Below are 22,057 nucleotides of genomic sequence, written 5' to 3'. Positions count from 1 at the left end.
CCGAGGGGTGGCGGCGGCGCGGGGTGCGGCGCGCGGCTAGCCGATGTCGCCCAACGGGCGGGCGGATGCCAGGAGTTGGCGGGTGCGTTGCTGGACCGCCCGGGGGTAGTTCTCGGCGAAGGAGGCGATGTTGAGCTTGTCCTCGCGGAGGCAGTCGAAGAGGACGGTCGGGCCTCGGCCGGTTTCCCGTTCCTCGTCGGTGTAGCACACCATCAGGTGCATGATGGCGGTGTCGGGGAGGACGTGGATGCCGGTGGTGGGGTGGGAGCGGGTGGCGAAGCCCCAGAGGACGTCGCGCAGGTCGGTGGGGTCGATGTCGTGGTCGAGGACCATGATGCGGGTGACCCACCACCCGCCATGCGGGAAGGCGTCGCAGGCCTCGCCGATGGCCCGGCACAGCTGCTCGGAGGAGGTGAAGCCGGTGCGCTCGCGCCAGTCGGCGTCCACGGTGACGGCCAGGACGTGGACCGCGGTCTCCGGGATCATCCAGGACGCGGCGACCGGCAGCCCGGCCTCGCGCAGATAGTGGGTCCAGCGGGCGGAGTGGGTCAGCCCGATGAGGGTGTGGTCCTCGTCGACCGGCTTGCCCGCGCACACCACCGGCATGATCGGGTCGTCACGGTGGGTGATGGCGGTGACGGTGTACGCGGGCAGCTCCACCTCCCAGTCGGGGATGTAGCCCGCGAACTCGCCCATCGGGCCTTCCGGTATCTGCTCGTCGTGGTTGATGTACCCCTCGATGACGATCTCGGCGGTGGCGGGCACCTCCAGGTCGACGGTCCGGCAGCGGACCAGCTCCACCGGCCGGCCGTAGTAGGCGCCGAGGTAGGCGGCCTCGTCCACCTCCTCCGGCAGCGACATGGTGGACACGAACGGGACGGCGGGCTCGGCGCCGAGGACCAGCGCGAAGGGGGTGCGCTCGCCGCGTTCGCGCCACATGTCGTCGATGAGGCCGATGTGCTGCGGCGAGCCGGTGAAGGTGGCCATGCGGTGGGAGTCGTGCAGCATGGCCCGCGCGATACCCCAGTTGGTCCAGCGGCGGTCGGGACTGCGCAGCACGAAGGTGCCGATGGTGTTCACGTACCGTCCGCCGTCGCCGTGGTGCAGCAGCGGGAACGGGAAGCGGGTCAGGTCGGCGTCCGCGCCGAGCAGGACGTTCTCCTGGCAGGGCCCCGACGCCACCGTGACGGGCGGGACGGGGGCGGCCGACTGGGCGGCGACCAGCCCGTTCAGCAGCTCCAGCGGCCGGGTGTCCGGGTCGAGCCCGAGGGAGAGCGCGACCCGGGCGTACGGGCTGTCGGGCACGCTGCTGTACGCGGCGGGCGCCGTGAGGACCCGGAAGCCGGGCGTGAAGCCCCGGATGCGGGAGAGCAGATGGGCCGGGGCCCGGTGCTCGGTGGCGTAGCGGGCGATCGCGCCGATCTCCAGCTCGGCGTCCACCTCGTCGTCGATGACCCGCAGATCGTCGAGCTTGGCCAGGGCGTCCAGGTAGTCACGCAGACTGGACAGGTGATTCATGCGGTTTCGTCCTCGCCTCGGGGTCGGGGTCGGGCGTGTTGCCGGGCGTCGCGCATCCCGTTCCAGCGGACGGCCTTGGGGGTGTCGATACCGAACTGGTCGAGCACCCGGGTGACGGTGTGGTCGACGATGTCGTCGGCCGTTTCCGGGTGCTGGTAGAAGGCGGGCATCGGGGGCAGGATCACCGAGCCCATGCGGGACAGCGCGAGCATGTTCTCCAGGTGGATGTCGCTCAGCGGGGTTTCCCTGGGCACCAGCACCAGCTTGCGGCGCTCCTTCAGGGTGACGTCGGCGGCGCGGGCCACCAGGCCGTCGGCGAAGCCCATGCGGATGGCCGCGAGGGTCTTCATGCTGCACGGCACGATCACCATGCCGTCGGTGCGGAAGGAGCCCGAGGAGATGGCCGCGCCCTGGTCCTCGGGGTTGTGGGTGACGTCGGCGAGGGCCGCGACCTCGCGGACGCTCATCGAGGTCTCGTACTCGATGGTGGAGCGCGCCCAGCGGCTGATCACCAGATGGGTTTCCACCCCGCCGTGCTCGCGCAGCCGCTCCAGCAGCCGCAACGCCAGCACGGCCCCGGTGGCGCCGGTGATGCCCACCACGATCCGGGCGGGTGCGGGGTCGTCCAGCGGCAGCGCCATCACGCCTCCTGGCCACGGCGGAGCACGAGGGCGTCCACGCGGTCGCGGTAGGTGTCGAGGAAGTGGGCGGACAGCTCGTCGACGGATTCGGCGTCGAAGAGGAGGGTGGGCGAGACGTCGTCGAAGTCCTCGCGCAGCGCGTTGGCGAGTTGCAGGACGAGGATCGAGTCCATGCCGTAGTGGATGAGCGACACCGACGGGTCGATCTTCTCCGCCGGGATCTTGAGCGTGGCCGCGGCCTTCTCCTTCAGGTAGGCCACCATCGTCGCGGCGCGGGTCTCGTCGGAGGGACCGGCCACGGCGGGCTCGTCGGGCGTGGGCTCGACGGCCACGGGCTGATTGGCCACGGGAACGGGGGCGGGAGCGGCGCCCGCCCCCGGCACCGGCCTGCGGGCGATGCCGTCGCTCTCGGCCGCGATGATCTGCTGCCCGAGCGCCCGGGCCTGCGGCAGCACCAGGACGACGGACGGGAAGCCCTCGCTGTGGAGGACGTCGCGCCAGCTCTCGGGCGACAGCGCGGGCGAGCCGGGGATGCGCAGCGACGCGTCCTCGAACAGCCACCAGCCCTCCAGCAGCCCGAAGGTGAGGTGGCTGAACACATCGAACGAGCACAGCTCGTTGAGCAGCAGCCAACCGCCGTCGCGCAGCGCCGACTTGGCGTTGCGCAGGGTGGTGCGGGTGTCCCGGGTTGCGTGCAGGACGTTGGCCGCGACGACGAGGTCGTAGCCGCCGACCTCGATGCCCTGCCCGGCGAGCGGCTGTTCGGCGTCGAGGCGCGTGGTGTCCAGGTACGGCACCTCGGGCCCGTACTCGCTCTGCGCGTGGTTGAGGAACGCCTTCGACAGGTCGGTGTACGTGTACGTCTCGATGTGGTCCTGGTAGGGGCGCAGCGCCGCGAACAGCCCCACGCTCGTGCCGCCGGTTCCGGCGCCGATCTCCAGGACGCGCAGCCGGGCGTCCGGGTCCAGGCGCAGCCGCTCGGACACGACGCCGACGGCGGCGTCGGCCATGGCGCGGTTGAAGGTGTCCGCCACGCGGTTGTTCTTGTAGCAGCCCTCGACGAGTTCGAGGGAGCCGCGCGGGAACATGATGTCGGTCGGCCGGGTGCGACCGGTCAGGATGTCGGGCAGGGCGCCGAGGGTCGCGTCGACGAGCCGCAGCTCGGCCCGCTTGTCGGGGTCGGCGGACCACTCGGCGCAGCGCTCCTTCCACTCCTGGTTCAGCGCGTCGAGCGGCGGGGCGGTGCCGGGCATCGTCCGCAGCGCGTGCTCCAGCCAGATGGTGTAGCGCTCCAGGATGCCGCCGCGGGCGCGGAGCGCGGCCAGGTCGGAAGTGGCCCCTGTGGTGTCGTCGTACGTCTCGCCGTCCCGTACGACGCCCATGGCCTCCAGGTGGCCGCGGGTCATACGGCCGAGGAGGGTGTCGCGCTCGGCGCGCCAGTCGGCCACCGTACGCAGGATCTCCTGGCTGTCGGCGAGGCCCGAGCGGGCCCTCAGGGCGTCGGCGGGGATGCGGGCGGCCGTGTCGCGCTCGTAGACGGTGAGGCGGGTGGCCGGGTCGATCGGCCCGAGCGCGGCCGGTTCGGTGAGCTTGACGAAGCTGAGCTGCCGCTGCGGGCCGCCGAGCAGGGTGGCGAGCGCGGCCATGCCCTCCGGCGGTTCGATGGAGAGCAGCCCCCAGCGGGCCATGCGCTCGCGGTGGAAGTCGGAGGCGACGCTGCCGATGCTGCCCCACCAGCCCCAGTTCATCACCTTCACCGGGCCCCGCCACTGCCCGGACAGGGCGTGGGCGTACGCGTCGGCGAAGGTGCAGCCCGAGGCGTAGTTGCTCTGCCCGGCCGCCGTCGTGAACGACTGGATCGAGGAGAAGAAGACGGCGAAGTCGAGGTCGTCGGTGGCGAACACCTCCGCCATGGCCGCGCTCACGTCGACCTTGGCCGCCAGGCTCGCGCGGAACGTGTCCTCGTCCATGTTGGCCAGGCTCTGGTCACGCAGCACCAGGGCCGCCTGCACGACGCCGTTGATGTGCCCGTACCGGTCGATGATCTCGGCGTGGGCGCGGGCCAGGGCCGCCGGGTCCGTGGCATCGGCGGCGAGGTAACGGACCTCGCCCCGGCCCCGGATGCCGCGCAGCCTGGCGTCGATCTCCGCGTCGCGCTCACGGCGTCCGATCCACACGACCCGGGCGCCGTAACGCTCGACCACCTGCTCGGTCCAGGCCGCTCCCAGGCCGCCCGCGCCGCCGATCACGACGTAGACGCCGCCCTCGCGGTAGCGGCGCTCGGTGCCGGTGGCTTCCGTGTCGCACGGGGCCAGCCTGCGGCCCAGCCACTGGCCCGCGCGGCGCACCCAGGTGTCGCCGTGCGAATGCGCGGGCAGCGCCGCGAGATCCGCGGGCCACTCGGTGTCGCCGTCCAGGTCGAGCCGCCGGACGGTCCAGTTCGGGTACTCCTGCCCCAGCGATCCGAAGAGGCCGTGCAGCCCGGCGTGGGCGGGCCGGATCTCATCGGTGGCATGGGCCGGGACGGCGCGCCGGGTGACCAGCGTCAGACCGAGCGGCCGCGCGTCGTGCCGCGTCCGCAGCAGCGCCTTGACCATGCGGAAGGCCGCGAGGACACCGTCCCGCTGGGCGGTGACGAGACCGGCCGCGTCGTCGAGCGGCAACGCGGTGTCGGGCGCGATCCACACGAGGTGGCCGAGCGGACCGGCTGTGTCCAGCGCGCCCGCGACCTCGTCGATCGACGCGTCCGGCGCGAGGCTCCACACGGTGGTGTGCGGGCACCGCGCGGTGATCGCCGCCCGCTGCCCGGCGGTGCCGCCGACGACCAGGACGCGGTCCGCGGCGGACGGTACGGGCGCGCCGAACGCGACGGCCGCGAGCGGCTCCCAGACGGGCGCGTACAGCGACGGCACCGGCTCGGGCACCCGGCGCGAGGTGTAGCCGGTCATGGCCACGCACACCGCGCCGGTGTCGTCCACGAGGTCGATGTCGAGCCTGCTCAGCGCGGTCACGGGCTCCGCGCCGTCCGCGACGCGGACGACGGCCCACATCGCCGGGGTGCACGGGGCGAAGAGTTCGAGCCGGTCGAGCGCGAAGGGGATCGCGGTGTCCCGGGGCCCTTCGGCGCCCTCGGCCAGATGCAGCGCCATCGACGCCTGGATGGCCGAGTCCATCATGGCCGGGTGCAGCACGTAGGACCCGTCGGGGTGATCGGCCGCTTCGGGGAGGGCGAGCCGGGCGACGACGAGCCCGGGGCCGGTGTACGCCTCGTCGATCGCGCGCAGGGACGCGCCGTGCACGATGCCCATGGACCGCAGCGCTCCGGCGACACGTGCCGGGGACACCGTGTTCGGGCAGTCCGCGCGCAGCGCCGCGAGGTCGAGGGGCGCCGGGCGCGGGGTGTCCGACCGTGCGATACGGCCTTCGCTGTGGACGGACGGCTCGGCGGCCCCGGAGGCGATTTCGAAGGAGACACCGCCGCCGTCCCGGACCGGCTTCACTCGTACGTCGACGTCCACGGGCGCGCCCTCGACGGCGAGCGCCCGCACCCAGGTGACGTTGCGCATCCGCAGCGGGGTGGTGGCGTCGGCGCCGAGCGCGTGGGCCGCGGCCGCCCGCGCCATTTCAAGGTGGGCCACCCCGGGCAGAATCCGGCGGCCGTGGACGGTGTGGTCGCGCAGATAGGACTCGTCACCGGTCAGCGTGGCCGTGGCGCGGTGGCCGCCGTCCGCGTCGGGCGCCGGTGGGGCGACCATCGGGTGGCGCACGGCGGGCACTTCGGGGGCGGGGGCTGCGGGGGCGGGGGCTGCGGGGCTGACGTCCGCTGCTGCCTCCGTCGGCCAGTGGCGCTCGCGGGCGAACGGGTACGTCGGCAGCGGCACCCGGCGCCGCGCGGTCTCGGGGAACACCGTGGCGTAGTCGAGCGCCGCGCCCTGGACGAACAGCTCGGCGAGCAGTTCGAGATCCGTGCGGTAGGCGAGCGGCGCATCGGTGTGCGCGGTGCCGCCGGAGCAGCGGCGCAGCGCCTCCTCGCCGAGCCGGGTGCTGTCCGCCTGGCCGCCCGCCGCCACCGTTTCCCCGGTGAACGCGCGCGGCCCGCCGAGCCCTTCGTCCAGGGCCCGGACCAGCTCCTCGCGGTCGCGGACGACGCAGGCGAAGCGGTGTGCGAAGTGTTCGCGCCCGGCCATGAGCGTGTGCGCGACGTCGCCGCAGTCGAGCCCGGGTTCGCGGCGCAGGTGGGCGGCCAGCCGGGTCAGCTGCTGGGCGAGCTGGTCGCGCGAGTGTGCCGAGAGGGCGACGAGATACGCGGGGCGCGGCGCCGGGGCGTGCGCGGCGGCGGGCCCTTCGTCGATGACGAGGTGCGCGTTGGTGCCGCTCGCGCCGAACGAGCTGACGACGGCGCGCCTCGGCACCCCGGGGGCCGTCTCCCAGCCGTGGGTGCGCGTGCTCACGTAGAACGGGCTGCCGTCGAGCGCCACCGCCTCGTTGGCCGTCTCGAAGTGCAGCGACGCGGGGATCTGCCGGTGCTTGAGCGCCAGCAGCACCTTGAGGACACCCGCGACACCGGCCGCGTGCTGGGTGTGGCCGAGGTTCGTCTTCACCGAACCCAGGGCGCAGTAGCCCGACTTGTCGGTGCCCTCGCGGAACGCCCGGGTGAGCGCCCGGAACTCGATCGGATCGCCCAGCTTGGTGCCCGTGCCGTGCGCCTCGACGAGCCCGATGTGCTCCACATCGATGCCGTACGCGCCGTACACCTCGCGCAGCAGGCTCTCCTGGGACGCGGAGCTGGGCGCGGTGATGCCGTTGGTCGCGCCGTCGTGGTTGACCCCCGACGCGCGGATCACGCCGTACACGTGGTCCCCGTCGGCGAGGGCGTCGTCGAGCCGCTTGAGCACCAGCGCGCCGACCGCCTCGCCGGGGACGAAACCGTCGGCGCGGTGGTCGAAGGTGTGGCAGCGGCCGGTCGGCGAGAGCATCCCGGCGCGCCCGGCCAGGTCGTACAGCCGCGGTGTCGACTGGATGTACACACCGCCCGCGAGCGCCATCGAGGTCTCGCCCGCCGCCAGGTCCTTGCAGGCCAGGTCGATGGCGACGAGGGAGCTGGAGCAGGAGGTGTCCACCGCGATGGCGGGACCCTTGAGGTTGAGGAAGTAGGAGATCCGGCTGGGGATGAACGACGCCGTGTTGCCCCAGAAGGCCTGGGCGGGCGCTTCCTCGCCCAGCAGCTCCTGGTAGTCGCCGTCCCAGCAGCCGACGTAGACGCCGCAGCGCACGCCGCTCATCCGGTGGCCCGCGTATCCGGCGTCCTCCAGGGCCTTCCAGGACTCTTCGAGCAGCAGCCGCTGCTGCGGGTCCATGATGGCGGCCTCGACGCCGGAGATGTTGAAGAACAGCGGGTCGAACTCGTCGATGTGGTCGAGGAAGCCGCCACGTGTGCAGCGCTTCGCGGCGCCCGTGTTCTTCACGTCCCAGCGGGTGGCCTCGCCGACCAGGTCATGGCCCGCCGCGAGGTGTTCCCACAGCTCCTCCGGCGAGTCGGAACCGGCGAACCGCCCGCTGATGCCGACGATGGCGACCGGCGGCCGTGGCGTGGCGGGCCCTGTGCCGGACGGTGTCGTGGCCGGTGCCGTGGCCGGTGTCGTGGCCGGGCCCGGCCGGGGCTCGGGGCGGGCGACGACGGGCCGGTGGGCGCCCAGGATGTGGGCGGTGAGGCGGTCCGCCGTGCTGTGGTCGTAGATGACGCTCGTCGGGAGGTCGAGCGCCAGGGTCTCGTTGAGGTCATGGACGAGACGGACGCCGAGGATGGAGTCGATTCCGTAGTCGGCGAACGCGTGGCCGCCCTCGACCTCGCTCTCCCGCATCGCGAGCGCCTTGGCGAGCTTGCCGCGCACCACGCGGGCCACCTGGGCGTCGAGCGGCTCCTGCGGGGCGGGGTCGGCGGGTTGCTCGACCACTGCGGCTCGTTGGATCGGGCGTGCGGCCACGGGTGCCGTGGCCGCCGTGTCCACCGTGTCCGTCACCGGGTCGAGGTCCCCGATCCAGTAACGGTCCTTGGCGAACGGATACGTGGGCAGCGCGATCCGCCGGGGCGTCGCCGGGGCGTGCAGCGCATGCCAGTCGGGCTCCACGCCCTCGACCCACAGGGCCGCGAGCTTGGCCGTCTTCCCGGCCCGGGCCCAGCGCTGGACCAGGAGGTCCCGGAGGTCGTCATCGGCGGCGATCTCGGCCAGGGCGCCCTGCGCACGGCCCGCGGTGGCCCGGTACACGCCCGGCACCCCGTGGCCGTCCTCACCGTCGCCACTGTCCGCGAACGCCCGCAGTGCGAGGCGCAGTTCGGCCACCGACGACGCCACCACCGCGAGCCGTTCCTTCATGGCCTCGCGCCCGACCTGGAGGGTGAACGCGAGATCGGCCAGCCGGACGTCCTCGGTGTCGAGGAACGTGGCGAGGCGCGCGGCCGAGATGTGCAGCTGCTCCGGCGTACGGGCCGAGAGGACGACGATGTGCTCGGCGCCGTCGGCCCCGCCGCCCGTGGCGGGCGGCTGCTCGGTGACGTACTCCTCAAGGATCACATGCGCGTTGGAGCCGCCCGCGCCGAACGACGAGACGGACGCGATGCGGGGGCCGTCCGACTCCCACGCGCTCAGCTCGCGCTGGACGAAGAACGGGGTCCCCTCGAAGGCGATATTCGGGTTCGGCTCCTCGGCGTGGAGGCTCGGCACGAGCTGTCCGTGGCGGAGCTGGAGAACGGCCTTCGTCAGCCCGGCGACGCCCGCCGCCGCCTCCAGGTGGCCGATGCCCGACTTCACCGAGCCCAGGGCGCAGTACTGCCTGTCCGGCGTGTCCTGTTCGAAGGCGAGCGTCAGGCCCTTGACCTCGATCGGGTCGCCCAGCTCCGTCCCGGTGCCATGCGCCTCGACGTAGCTCACCTCGCGGGCGGAAACGCCCGCGCGGGTCATCGCGTCCCGGATCAGCTCGGCCTGGGCACCGGGGTTCGGCACCGTGTAGCCGTTGGAGCGGCCACCGTGGTTGATGCTCGTCCCGCGAACCACGGCGAGCACGCGGTCGCCGTCGGCGAGGGCCCGCGACAGCGGCTTCAGCAGGACGCAGCCGACGCCCTCACCGGGTACGAAGCCGTCGCCGCCGCTGCCGAAGCTCCGGCACCGCGCGTCGGCCGACAGCATGGTGGAGCCGCACAGTTCGATGTAGTCCAGCGGGTGCAGATAGAGGTTGACGCCACCCGCGATGGCCAGCTCGCACGCGCCCTGGTGCAGATGTTCACACGCCTCGTGGATGGCGGTGAGCGACGCGGAACACATCGTGTCGAGCGTCAGACTCGGCCCGTGCAGATCGAGAGCGTACGAGGTGCGGGCACTGAGGGAGGCGAAGGAGACCACCGGGACCGCCGTCTCCCCCGACGGCAGCCGCCGCACACCGTGGCGCGCGTGGCCCGTCTTGGTGACACCCGCGAACACACCGACCCGGCGCCGGTGGCGGCGCGCCAGCTCCTCGCGTGCGTAACCGGCGTCCTCCAGCACTTCCCACGACGCCTGGAGGAACAGACGCTCCTGCGGGTCCATGGCGTACGCGTCGCGCGGCGCGATCTGGAAGTGGAGCGGGTCGAACGCCGCGAAGTCGTCCAGGAAACCGCCCCACTTGCTGTAGCTGCGGCCGGTGGCAAGCGCGGTCGCGCGGTCCGGCTCGTAGAAGCCGTCCAGCGACCAGCGGTCGGCCGGAACCTCGCCGACGCAGTCGCGGCCCGCCTTCAGGTTCTCCCAGAAGGCGGTCAGGTTCTCGGCCTGCGGGTAGCGGCCGCTCATGCCGATGATGGCGATGGGCTCACGCGCCCCGGGCGAGGGGGCGGCCTGCGGTTCGGGTCGCTGTGCGGGGTCGGGCGTCACGGTGGTCTCCACGGGGGCTGTGTCCACGGGGGCGATGTCCTCGGGGGCCGGTGACGCATGCTCCGTCGCGAGGTGTCCGGCGACCGCGCGCAGCGTCGGGTGTTCGTAGAAGAGGGTCTTCGAGACGTCGCCGTACCTGGTGGACAGCTCCTTGTTCAGCTGCACGACCATGATCGAGTCGAGTCCCATCGCACCGATCGGCTCATCGGCGTCCACGGCCTCGCGCGGGGCCTTCGTGACGCGCGCGAAGAGGTCAAGGAGGTGGTGCAGCGCCTGGCGCCCGGCACGCTCGGAGGCGGCGTGCTTCGGCCGTGGGCGGGGGGCGGGGACGGTGTGCGGTGTGCCGGGCGTGCTGGTGGCATGGTCCAGGGGGCTGTACTGCGCCGTTTGCAGCGCCTTGTCCGGGTCGCCGTGGTGCACCCACACCCGGTCCGCGCCGAGCCGCCAGGCGCGGACGAGGGCGGCGAGCCCGTCGACCGACTGCATGGGGGCGAGGCCGCGGCTGTGCCAGAGGTACGCGCGCGTCGCCTCGTCCACCGCCATCCCGCCGTCGTTCCACAGCGGCCACGCGATCGACAGGGTCCGCCCGGAGCGCTCCCCGGCGGCGACGCGGGCGGTGCGGAGCGTGGCGAAGGCGTCCAGGAAGGCGTTGGCGGTGGCGTAGTCCGCCTGGCCGGGGTTTCCGGTGAGGGCTGCGCCGGAGGAGAAGGTGAGGACGAAGTCGAGCGGTGCGTTCGCGGTGGCCCGGTCGAGGTGGACGAGGCCGTCGACCTTGGGCGCGAGGACGCCGTCCCACTCCTGAACCGTCTTCGTCGCGAGCGTGGCGTCACGGATGATCCCGGCGGAGTGCACGATGCCGTGCGGCTCACCGAACACCTCGCGCACGTGGGCGACCAGGTGGCGGACCTCTTCCCAGCGCGAAATGTCGGCGCGCTCGTAGCGGGCCACGGCACCGGCGGCGCGCAGTTCGCCGAGCAGGGCGTCGATGTGGTTGTCCTTGGCCCGCCTGCCGACCAGGACGAGGGTCGGGCGTTCCACACCGTGGGCGATGTGGCGGGCGACGATGGCGCCGATGCCGCTCGCACCACCCGTGATGAGGTACGTGCCGCCCGCGCGCCACGGGATGCCCGCCGCCGCGTTCGGGACCGGGACGTCCCAGGTCTGGACGGTGCGCAGGCCGTCGTCGTAGCGGATGACATCGCCGTCCGCGGTGCGTGCGTTGTCCGCGACGGCGGTGGCCACGGTGTCGTCCGTGGCGTGGGTGGCGTCCGTGGCGTGGGTGCTAGCCGTGGCGTCCGTGGCGGCGCCGTCCAGGCCGATGACCTGGCCGGTGAACCGGGGGCTTTCGAGCGCCGCGGTGCGCAGCAGGCCCGCGAGGGCCAGCAGCGTCGCGTCGTCGCCGTCCGTCGGGACCACCACCTGCACCAGCGTGGCGCCGCCACCCGCGGCGGGCTCGGCGGCCACCTCGCGGACGGTCTCGAAGACCTGCCGCGAGATGTCCGTGAAGCGGCTTTCGAGGCGCTGCTTGGCCGTGGTGACGGTGTGGCAGCGGACGCCGGGGACACGTCGCTCGACGGCGTCCCGCGCGGTGGCCGTCGCCCCGCAAAGGATCACCAGGTGGCGGGCGTAGATGTGCTCGCCCGATGGCGTCGCGGGCTGGCGGGCCCACCGGGGGACGAGCAGGGTCGTCCCGATGACGGGCAGGAGACTCCGCGCCGACGCGTCGGCCTCGGTGCCGGTGTCGGCGGGGGTTTCGGTGCCGGGAATCCAGTAGCGCTCGCGGGCGAAGGGGTACGTGGGCAGGTGGGCACGGAGCGGGGTGTCCGTCCCGTGGAGGGTGCGCCACTCGACGGTGCCGCCTTCGGTCCAGCGGGTGAGCAGCGCCCCGAGGTCCCCGTCCGGCGCGCTGCCGCGTTCGCCACGTTCCACGAACGCCCGCAGCCTGTCGGCGAGTTCCTCACGCGAGGCCACCACCCATCCGGCGCGCCGCTCCATCGCCTCGCGCCCGGTCTGCAGCGTCCAGGCGATCGAGGGCAGCGTGTCCGACCGGCCGGGGTCGCCGAGGTGCGCGAGGAGTCGGCGCGCGATGTGCTGGAGCTGTTCGTCGGTGCGGGCCGAGATCGGGACGATGACGCTCGCGCCCTCCGACGGCCCGTCGGAGCCGCGTTCGATGGCCTTGGGCACGTACTCCTCGACCACCACATGGCAGTTGGAGCCGCCGAAGCCGAAGCTGCTGACGCCCGCCCGGCGCGGCGTAACCCTCCCGCCACCGCGCGGGCGCGGCCACGGCTCGTTCTCGCGCACGATGTGGAAGGGGCCCTCGTCCAGCTGGATGAACGGGTTGATCTCCGCGCAGTGGCGGGTTGCCGGGAGCACCCCGTGGCGCATCGCGAGGATCACCTTCAGCAGTCCGGCGATGCCCGCGGCGGCCTCCAGGTGGCCGATGTTGGACTTCACCGATCCGAGGCCGCAGGTGGCCGAATCGCCGCCGCCCAGCCGCCGGAAGGCGCCTTGCAGCGCCCGCACCTCGACGGGATCGCCGAGCGCGGTCCCGGTGCCGTGTGTCTCGATGTAGCCGATGGTGTCCGGGTCGAGGTCGCCCAGCGCGGCCGTCACCAGCTCGGTCTGGGCGTCGGCGTTGGGCGCGGTGAGCGAGTTGGCCCGGCCGCCGTGGTTCTCGGCGCTGCCGCGCAGCACCGCGAGGATCGCGTCACCGTCCCGTTCCGCGTCGGCCAGCGGCTTGAGGACGATGGCGCCGACGCCCTCGCCGCGTACGTAGCCGTCCGCGTCCCGGGCGAACGTCTTGCACCGGCCGTCCGGGCTGAGCATGCCCGCGCGCTGCGCGCTCACGAACGTGTCGACGCTGAGCAGCAGGTTCACCCCGCCCGCGATCGCCACGTCGCACGCGCCGGAGCGCACGGCGTCGAGGGCGCGGTGGACGGCGATGAGCGAACTGGAGCAGGCGGTGTCGACGGGCTGGCTGGGGCCCCGGACGTCGAGCACGTACGACACGCGGTTGACGAGCATCGAGTGCGCGTTGCCGGTGGAGGTGAACGCGTCCGGCTCGATGCCGTACGTGGTGAGCAGCGTGGCGTAGTCCGTCCCCGACACGCCCAGGAAGAGCCCGGTGTTCCGGGGCAGGTCCGCGCGGGTGTACGCGCTGTCCTCCAGCGCGCCCCACACCGCCTCCAGGGCCAGCCGGTGCTGCGGGTCCATCAGCTCGGCCTCGCGCGGATAGATCCGGAAGAAGCCCGCGTCGAACGCGTCCACGTCGTCGAGGACACCCGCGTGGCGCGGGAAGTCGGCCTCGTCGACGACGCGTGCGTAGGTGTCGTCGTAGCGGTGGCGCGGGAACTCCGTGACCGAGTCCTTGCCCCCGATCAGGTTCGCCCAGTACGTGTCGAGGTCGGGCGCGCCGGGGAAGCGCCCCGCCGCGCCGATGACGGCGATGGGCATCGGCGTGTCGTCCCCGCTGTCCGGGACCGGGCTCGCCACGGGCGCGGCGGCGGGCTCCGCCACCTCGCGGACCGGTACCGGTGCCATACGCGGGCCTTGCGCTTCGTGCGCCGCGCGGACCGGCTCCTCGTACTCCGTGGCGAGGTGGTGGCCCAGCGCGTCGAAGGTGCGTACGTCGAAGAAGACGGCCGGGCTCACGTCGATGCCGAACCGCTCGTGGATGCGCTTCGAGAGGGTGACCAGCGAGATCGAGTCGAAGCCGAAGGCGTCGAAGCCCGTGTGGACGTCCAGCTCGTCCGCGTCGAACTTGAGGATGTCCGAGGCCATGCCGCGCAGTTCGTCCACGACGAAGGAGACGACGCCGCCGTCGCGCGGTGTGTCGCGCGGTACGTCACGCGGTGTGTCGCGCCGGGGCACGTCCTGCTGGGGCACGTCCCGCGCGGGCGTGTCGTGGTCCCCGTAGCGCACGCCCGTCAGCTCCACCGCGACCTCGCCGCCGGGCCCCAGCAGCGTGACGCTCCCGGTCAGGGCTCCGGCTTCGGCTTCGGCTTCGGCGGCCAGGTCGAGCACGGCGTACGCCACGTCGGGGGCGCCGGTGTGGAGGCGGACGTCGGCGGTGTGGAGCCAGGTCTGCCGCTCCCAGTGCGGCATCCCCGCGCACTTCGCCACGAGGTGCGCGCCCTGGTCGAGGGCCGCGAGAACATGCGGGGCCAGCGTGACGCCCGGCTTGGTGTGATCCCGCTGGAGTTCGGGGGCGGTGACCACGAGCACCAGCCGTCCGTCCCGCAGCCAGGCCGCGCTGTCGATCCCGCACAGCATGGGCTCGTAGTCGAGCCCGCCCTCGGCGAGTTCGGCCAGCGCCTCCGGCCGGTCGAGGGTGCGTACGGCGTCGAAGCGGAGGGATTCCCGGGGCCGCGCCGGGCCGGGCGCACCGTCCGGGGCGAGGTCGAACTCCACGACACGCGTACGCGTCCCCGACGCGTCCTCGGCGAACACCGCGCCGTGGGCCGCCTCGGGGCGGGCCGTGTCCAGCGTGATGGTCAGCCGCTCGGTGGCGGTCCAGTCGAGGGGTCCGAGGACGCGGAGGTCGCGTACCCGCGCGGTGGCCGGATCGGCGGCGATTCCGGAGATCCGGGCGACGGCGAGCGCCACGTCCAGGGCGAACGCCGGGGTGATGTCCCGTTCCCTGCCCCGCTGGTATCCGTAGTCGAGCAGGTCGTCGAGGCGGACGTCCAGGGTGTAGCGCAGCCCGTCGACATCGGATTCGTTGCGGCCCAGGAACGGGTGGAGCTTGTCCCGGAGGGCGAGCGGCGCGAGCACGCTCGGCGCGCCGGGCTCCGGCGTCACCCAGCACGACAGGCGGTCGAAGGGGTAGGCGGGGAGCGGGACACGCCGCAGTCGGCGCGGATCGCCGAGCCGCGCCCAGTCGACGCTCTTGCCGCCCGCCCACGTCGTACCGAGGTCGCGCGCGGCCGCCGTTCGCGGGTCGTCGCTGTGCAGCGCGGTGGTGAGGTCGCGGTCGCCCGCCAGATAGCGGTCGACGGCCTCGACGGCGCCGCGCGTGTCGGAGGCGAAGAAGGCCCATCGCCGGGGGAGTTCGTTCTTGCCCACGCGCAGGGTGAACCCGATCGACGGCAGCTCGGACTCGTCCGCTCCGGTCAGATACGCGCGGAAACGGGCGAGGGTGGTCTCCAGCGCGTCATCGGTCATCGCCGAGAAGACGAACAACTCGTCGCGGCCGTCGCGGACATCGTGGGGCCCGGGCGCGCCCGGGTACTCCTCCAGGATGATGTGCGAGTTCATCCCGCCCGCGCCGATCGAGGTGATTCCGGCGCGCCGGGGAGCGGTGACGACACGCCCGTCGGCCGCCTTGACCGCCACCGGCTCCCACGGGGCGAGTGCGCGCTGCACACGGAAGGGCGTACCGCTGAAGTCGATGTCCGGGTTGAGTTCGTCGCTGTGCAGCGAGGGCGCCAGCGTGCCCTTCCGCATCTGGAGGATCACCTTCGCGAAGCCGATCATCCCGGCCGCGTGCAGCAGATGCCCGAGGTTCGACTTGACCGAGCCCAGGGCGCAGAACTGGGTGTCCTCGGTGTGTTTGCGGAACGCGTCGGTGAGCGCCTTGACCTCGATCGGGTCGCCGAGCGACGTACCCGAGCCGTGCCCCTCGACGTAGCTGATCGTGCGCGGGTCCACGCCCGCGTCGTCGATCGCCTTCTCGACCGCCCGCGCCTGCGCGCGGGGGCTGGGCACGGTGAAGCCGTTGCGTACGCCCGCGTTCGTGAGCGCGGTGCCCTTGATGACGGCGTACACATGGTCGCCGTCGCGCTCGGCCTCGACCAGCGGCTTGAGGACGACGGCGCCGACGCCCTCGCCGAGGATCGTCCCGTCCGCTCCGTGCCCGAAGCTGCGGATCACATCGGAGGTGGCGGTGGTGAAGTGCTCCTGCGAGGAGGAGATGAGGTTGTACGGGTGGAGGAGGAGGTTCACTCCCCCGGCCACGACCATCTTGCACTCGCGGGCGCGCAGCATCTGCACGGCCTGGTGGACGCAGGCCGAGGACCCCGAGCACATGGTGTCCAGGAAGATCGACGGTCCGGTGAGCCCGTAGAAGTACGAGAGCATGTTGGGCAGCGTTCCGGTGTAGCTGCCGCTCGCGGCGGAGCCCCGGGTCAGGCTGTTCTGGAAGCCGTAGAGGCCGTAGTGGTTGCTCATCGCCCCGACGAGCACACCGACGTCGCCGCCGTACTGCCGCTGGATGGTCTCGCGTGAGTACCCGGCGTCCTCCATCGCCTCGACACCGGTCTGGAGGAACAGCCGGACCTCCGGCGACATCTGCTCGGCGTCGCGCTTGGAGATGCGGAAGTAGCGCGGGTCGAAGGCGTCGATGCCGCGCAGGAACGTCCCGGTGCGGATGGAACTCTTGCCGAGGACGGCACGGTCGCGGCTGTAGATCGCGTCGTGGTCCCAGCGGTCGCGCGGCACCTCTTCGAAGGTGTGGCGGCCCTCTTCGAGCAGCGACCACAGCTCATCCATCGTGTCGGCGCCGGGGTAGGTGCCGGAGATGCCGATGACGGCGATGTCGTGGTAGTCGTCGCGCGACGGGGCGGTGGGGCGTTCGGCGACGGTCAGGGGCTCGACTGCGGCGGCTACGGCCTCCGGTGCGGCAGGCTGCGGTCCGGCTTCCGGTGCGGCTTCTGCCGGGGCGTCGGCACCCAGGATCGCCTCCAGCGTCGCGCGGTGCGAGGCGAGGAAGTAGCCCGCGACGTCTTCGATGGTGACGTACTCGAAGAAGACCGTCTTCGGCAGCGCGCCGAAGTGTTCTTCGAGGCGCGCGGTGGTCTCCAGGATGGCGAGCGAGTCGATGCCGTACTCGACCAGGTTGACCGTGGTGTCCATCGCGTCGGGATCGTGGTGCAGCACCTCGCCGAGGACACGCTTCAGCAGCTCCTCGGTCGGCTCCGTCAGATCACGGTCCGCCGCCGCGACAGCCGTTGCGGGCGACGCGGATACGGGCGCGGGCGCGGCGGGTCGCTCGTCGCGGCGCGCCGGCGACAGCGTGGGGTCCGCGCCATACGCGACGACGACATGCCCGGGCGCGTCGCCCAGCACGCGGCCGAACACGCGCAGTCCGTCCTCCGTCGGCAGGGGTTCCCAGCCGCGCTGCTTGCGCATCGACTCGCGGGTCACGGCGTCGACGGTCATCCCGCCGTCCGCCCACAGCGGCCAGCTGACGGCGACGGTCCGCCCGCTCCGCTCACCGATGTCCACCAGCGCCTGCCGATGGTGGGCGAAGGCGTCCAGGAAGGCGTTCGCCGCCGCGTAGTCGGCCTGTCCGGAGTTGCCGTACACCCCGGCGACGGACGAGAAGACGGCGAAGAAGTCGAGCGCGAGGTCGCGCGTGGCGGCGTCGAGGTTCATCGCGCCGCGCACCTTCGGCTCCAGCACGGCGGGCAGCTCGGCCGCGTCCTTGGTGAGGAGGTAGCCGTCGCGCAACACGCCCGCCGCGTGCACGATTCCGTCGAGCGAGCCGTGTTCGCGGGCGATGTCGCGGACGGCCTGCTCCACGTCCTCCCGGCGGCCGACGTCGACGGCACGGTAGTACGCGTCCACGCCCACTGCCCGCAGCTCGCGCAGGGCCGCGTCGCTCGCCGCCCCGGGCGCCGAGCGGCCGCTCAGGACGACGGTGACCCGGCCGGAGCGCGCCATGTAGCGCGCGAAGTGCCGTCCGAGCCCGCCGAGTCCGCCCGTCAGCCAGTAGACGCCGCCGTCCCTGAGCGGCGGGGCCTGCGGCCCCTCACCCAGCTCGATGTCCACGGGCCGCCACTCCTGGCGGGTGCCGTCGTGGGCGTACCGGACGTCGCCGGGGCCTGCGGGGGCGGCCGCTTCGGCGGCCAGGACGGCGGCGACACGCTCGGGCGTGGCGGCGTCGAGCCCGGCGATCCGCACGACACGCCCGGAGACGAGCGGGTTCTCGGTGGCGGCGGTCTGGAGCAGACCGGCGAGCGGGGCGTGGAAGTGGCGGGGCACGCGGTCGTCGACGAGGACGATCACGCGCTGCGGGTGCCGGGGGCGCGACCGCATCAGCTCCTGGACGCGTGCGAAGACGACGCCCAGCACGGCGTCGACGCCGTCGGCGACACGGTCGCGGGTGATGTCGGGCAGAGCGGTGAGCGAGCCGCCCGCCACGCCGACGGCCGAGCCGCCCCCAGCGATGAAACCGTGCACGACCGGTCCGTGTGTAGCGGGCCCCTGCGCGGTCAGGTCCTGCGCAGTCGCGGCATGCGCAGTCAGGCCTGCGGTCAGGCCCTGCGCGGCCAAGCCCTCGACGATCGGACCCTGCGCGGTCGAACCCAGCGCAGTCGCGGCATGCGCAGTCAGGCCTGCAGCCGGACCCTGCACGGTCAGGCCTGCGGTCAGGCCCTGCGCAGTCGGGCCCTGCGCGGTCAGGTCCTGCGCGGTCAGGTCCTGCGCGGTCAGGTCCTGCGCGGTCAGGTCCTGCGCGGTCAGGTCCTGCGCGGTCGGACCCTGCGCAGTCGCGGCATGCGCAGTCAGGCCTGCGGTCAGGCCCTGCGCGGCCAAGCCCTCGACGATCGGACCCTGCGCGGTCGAACCCAGCGCAGTCGCGGCATGCGCAGTCAGGCCTGCAGCCGGACCCTGCACGGTCAGGCCTACGGTCAGGCCCTGCGCAGTCGGGCCCTGCGCCGTCGCGGCATGCCCGGTCAGGCCCTGCGCGGTCGAGCCCTGGACGGTCGGACCCAGCCCAGCCAGGCCCTGCGCGGTCGGGCCTTGAGCGTCGAGGTCGTCTTCACCTGGCCCCGACGCCGCCGCGAGCGGTGCGTCCACCCAGCGGCAGGTGGCCGTGACGACACGGCCCGCACCGCCGCCGGACGAATCAGCGCCGGGCACACGCTCACCGGGAACGGCAGGAAGCGCCGCGCCCGCCCCACGCCACGCCGTGTCAACCGGCACCTGCGCACCGGTCGCCGTGACCACACGCCCCGCACCACCGCCGGACGAATCAGCGCCAGGCGCGCGCTCACCGGGAACGGCAGGAAGCGCCGCGCCCGCCCCACGCCACGCCGTATCAACCGGCACCTGCGCACCGGTCGCCCTGACCACACGCCCCGCACCACCACCGGACGAATCAGCGCCAGGCGCACGCTCACCGGGAACGGCAGACAGCACCGCGCCCACCCCACCACGCCACGCCGTATCAACCGGCGACTCCGCACCGGTGGCCGTGACGACACGGTCCGCGCCACCGCGAAGCGCCCCGGCCCCGCGCTCGCCGGACGCGGCCACGGAAGCGGACGCGACAGGGGCCCGGCGCTGGACCAAGCCGCGCAGCCGTACGGCGATGACGCCCTCCGCGTCGCACAGGTCGATGTCGAACGTGTCCAGCGAGCCGCCACCGGAGCGGCGGCGGACCCAGGCCCAGGTGTCGTCCGGGCAGGGGCCGTGGACCTCCAGGGCGTCCAGGGCGAACGGCAGCGCCGGGCCCTGGGGCCGGGCGTCAGCGCCGCCCGCCTCCTGCATCAGCAGCACCGATCCCTGAAGTGCCGCGTCCAGGACGCTCGGCGGCAGGACGGGGCCCGGGCCCCCGGGCGTCGTCGCGGGCCGGGCGATCCGGGCGACGAGTTCGTCCGTCCCGACGAAGATCTCGGCCAGTCCGCGCATCGCGGCGCCGTACTCCAGGCCCTGGTCATGGAACGCGGCGTAGACGTCGCCCGGAGCGCGCCGCGCGGGACACGCCGCGCGCCGGGCCGTCAGATCGACCGGCTCCGGCGTGTCGAGTCCGCCGACCTCGGCGGTGCCACGGCTGTGGATCACGCACGACGGGTCGTGTGTCGAGGCGCCCGTGTAGAGCTGGTAGCCAAAGGCGCGCCCGTTCCCGGGGGCGAGGCCCACGTGGACGTCGAACGTGGCGTCGGCCGCCACCACCGGGCGCAGGAAGGTGACATCGCGCAGCCGGAGACCGGCAGTCGCACCGGGGCTCGCCGCGTCGTGGGCGTCCCGCACCGCCGCCCGGGCCATCTCCAGATGGGCGGCGGCGGGCAGCACCCGGGCTCCCCGAACCTGGTGCGCGGCGAGGAAGGGCTCGTCTCCGGTGAACGTCGCGCTGTAGCGCTGCTCACGCGCGTCGGAGGAGGTGTTCCGCCGGACGAGCGACGACGGCGGCCGGAGCGAACCGGCAGCGCCCTCCACCGCCCCCTCCACCGACGCCTCGGGAATCCTGAACCAGTGACGGTCACGCGCGAACGGGTAGGTGGGAAGCCGTACTCGCCGCCGGTCCCCGCCCCCGTCCCCACCATGGAGACCATGGAGCGCGACCGCGTCGACCGTGTCGGTCTCGCCCTCGGCCCAGCGGGTCGCCGCGCTCAGCAGTCCGGGCGTGTCGTGGGCGTCCCCGTGCACCGCCGACTCGGCGAGGGCGCCGTCCACGAACGAGGCGAGCGAAGCGCCGAGTTCGGGCAGGCTCGCGGCGACGAACGCGACACGCGCGGCCATCGGCTCACGGCCGATCCGCAGCGTGTACGCGATGTCGGCGAGCCGCCGCGCCGCGCCGTCACCGGTGTGCGGGGCGCGCAGGTGGTCGAGCAGTTCCCGGGCGACGTCGCGCAGCTGGTCGGACGTCCGGGCGGAGAGCGGTACGAGCTCCGGGCGCGCTACGTCCTCGCCGCGCTGGTCCTCGTCCCGTACGCGTCCGTACTCCTCCAGGACCACATGGGCGTTCGTCCCGCCGAAGCCGAACGAGCTGACGCCCGCCCGCAGCGGCCCGTCCTGCCGGTCCGGCTCGCCCCACGGCTGGGTGTCGCGCACGATGAAGAACGGGCTGCCGTCCAGTTTGATGAGCTTGTTCTGGGCCTCGAAACCGGCGGTCGCGGGCAGCGTCCGGCCCGCGAGGGAGGCGATGACCTTGGCCATTCCGGCCACGCCCGCGGCGCCTTCCAGGTGGCCGATGTTGGTCTTGACCGAACCGACCCCGCAGGACGCCGGGCGCGCCTCGGTGCCCTGCGCCGCGTGCAGGTTCTGGAACGCCCGCTTGAGCGCGATGATCTCGATCGGGTCGCCGACCGGGGTGCCCGGCCCGTGCGCCTCGATGTAGCTGACGGTCTCGGGGCGGATTCCGGCGCGGGTGTAGAGCCCCTCGATGAGCTGCGCCTGGGCGGCCGGGTTGGTGACCGTCAGCGAGCTGGTCCGGCCGCCGTGGTTGGTCGCGATGCCCTTGATGACGGCGTGCACGGGGTCGCGGTCCTCGATGGCCCGGGCGAGCGGCTTCAGCAGCAGGACGGCGCCGCCCTCGCCGCGCACATAGCCGTCGGCGTCCTGGTCGAAGGCGCGGCTGCGGCCGGTGCGGGAGAGCATCCCGGCCTGGCTGAAGGCGATGAAGTGCTTGGGCGACCAGCACAGGTTGACGCCCCCGGCGAGGGCGAGCCCGCATTCGCCGCGCTGGAGGGCGGACACGGCCTCGTATACGGACACCAGCGAGCTGGAGCAGGCGGTGTCGTTGGTGATGCTCGGGCCCTGGAGGTCGAAGTGGTAGGAGACCCGGTTGGAGATGATGGAATAGGCGGTGCCGGTGGGGAAATAGGCATCGGTTTTCGCGCGGTCGCGTTCCATCAGCTCCGCGTAGTCCGCGTGGCATACGCCCATGAAGACGCCGGTCTCGGTCCCGGCGAACTCGCTCGCCCGGTATCCGGCGTCCTCGATGGCCTTCCAGGCGAGTTCGAGCGCGAAACGCTGCTGCGGGTCCATGCTCTCCGCCTCGCGCGGGGAGATGCGGAAGAACGCGGCGTCGAAGCAGTCGGCGTTGTCGATGAAGCCGCCCCAGACGCTGCTGGTCTTTTCGGCGCCGCGTCTCGGGTCGCCGAAGTAGCGCTCCTTCGACCACCGTTCAGGGGGTACTTCGGAGATGAGCGAGCGGCCCGCGGTCAGATGCCCGAACAGCTCGTCGAGGGTGTCGGCACCGGGGAGCCGCAGCGCGAGGCCGATAACGGCGATGTCATCGGCGGAAGTCTGCACGGCAGAAGTGGCGGG

General features: G+C 73.1%; 3 protein-coding genes. All 3 read right to left on the bottom strand.

The annotated features are described in order from the left end of the window. Positions 1 to 36 precede the first annotated feature (36 nt). Genes ABZ370_RS30105 through ABZ370_RS30095 form a run of 3 tightly spaced genes read right to left on the bottom strand, consistent with a single transcriptional unit; the run spans position 37 to position 22,042 of the window. Positions 37 to 1,518 carry a UbiD family decarboxylase gene (locus tag ABZ370_RS30105; protein WP_358626827.1) on the bottom strand — a complete coding sequence of 494 codons (1,482 nt, stop codon included), beginning with the start codon at positions 1,516 to 1,518 and terminating at the stop codon, positions 37 to 39. Beyond that, positions 1,515 to 2,159 carry a non-oxidative hydroxyarylic acid decarboxylases subunit B gene (locus ABZ370_RS30100; protein ID WP_358626825.1) on the bottom strand — a complete coding sequence of 215 codons (645 nt, stop codon included), beginning with the start codon at positions 2,157 to 2,159 and terminating at the stop codon, positions 1,515 to 1,517. Before ABZ370_RS30100 ends, ABZ370_RS30105 begins: the two co-directional genes overlap by 4 nt. Beyond that, entirely contained in the window at positions 2,159 to 22,042 is a 19,884-nt protein-coding gene (locus tag ABZ370_RS30095) for an SDR family NAD(P)-dependent oxidoreductase (protein ID WP_358626823.1), read from the bottom strand. The genes ABZ370_RS30100 and ABZ370_RS30095 overlap by 1 nt, the downstream gene beginning before the upstream one ends. Positions 22,043 to 22,057 lie beyond the last annotated feature (15 nt).

The organism is Streptomyces sp. NPDC005962, assembly GCF_040629205.1.
GTDB lineage: Bacteria > Actinomycetota > Actinomycetes > Streptomycetales > Streptomycetaceae > Streptomyces.
Note: the sequence above shows the minus strand (reverse complement) of the source record. Positions and strands in the feature narration are given on the sequence as shown.

Excerpts from the sequence above, each read along its gene's own strand:
- ABZ370_RS30105 (WP_358626827.1), bottom strand. The coding sequence starts at position 1,518 with ATGAATCACCTGTCCAGTCTGCGTGACTACCTGGACGCCCTGGCCAAG.
- ABZ370_RS30100 (WP_358626825.1), bottom strand. The coding sequence starts at position 2,159 with ATGGCGCTGCCGCTGGACGACCCCGCACCCGCCCGGATCGTGGTGGGC.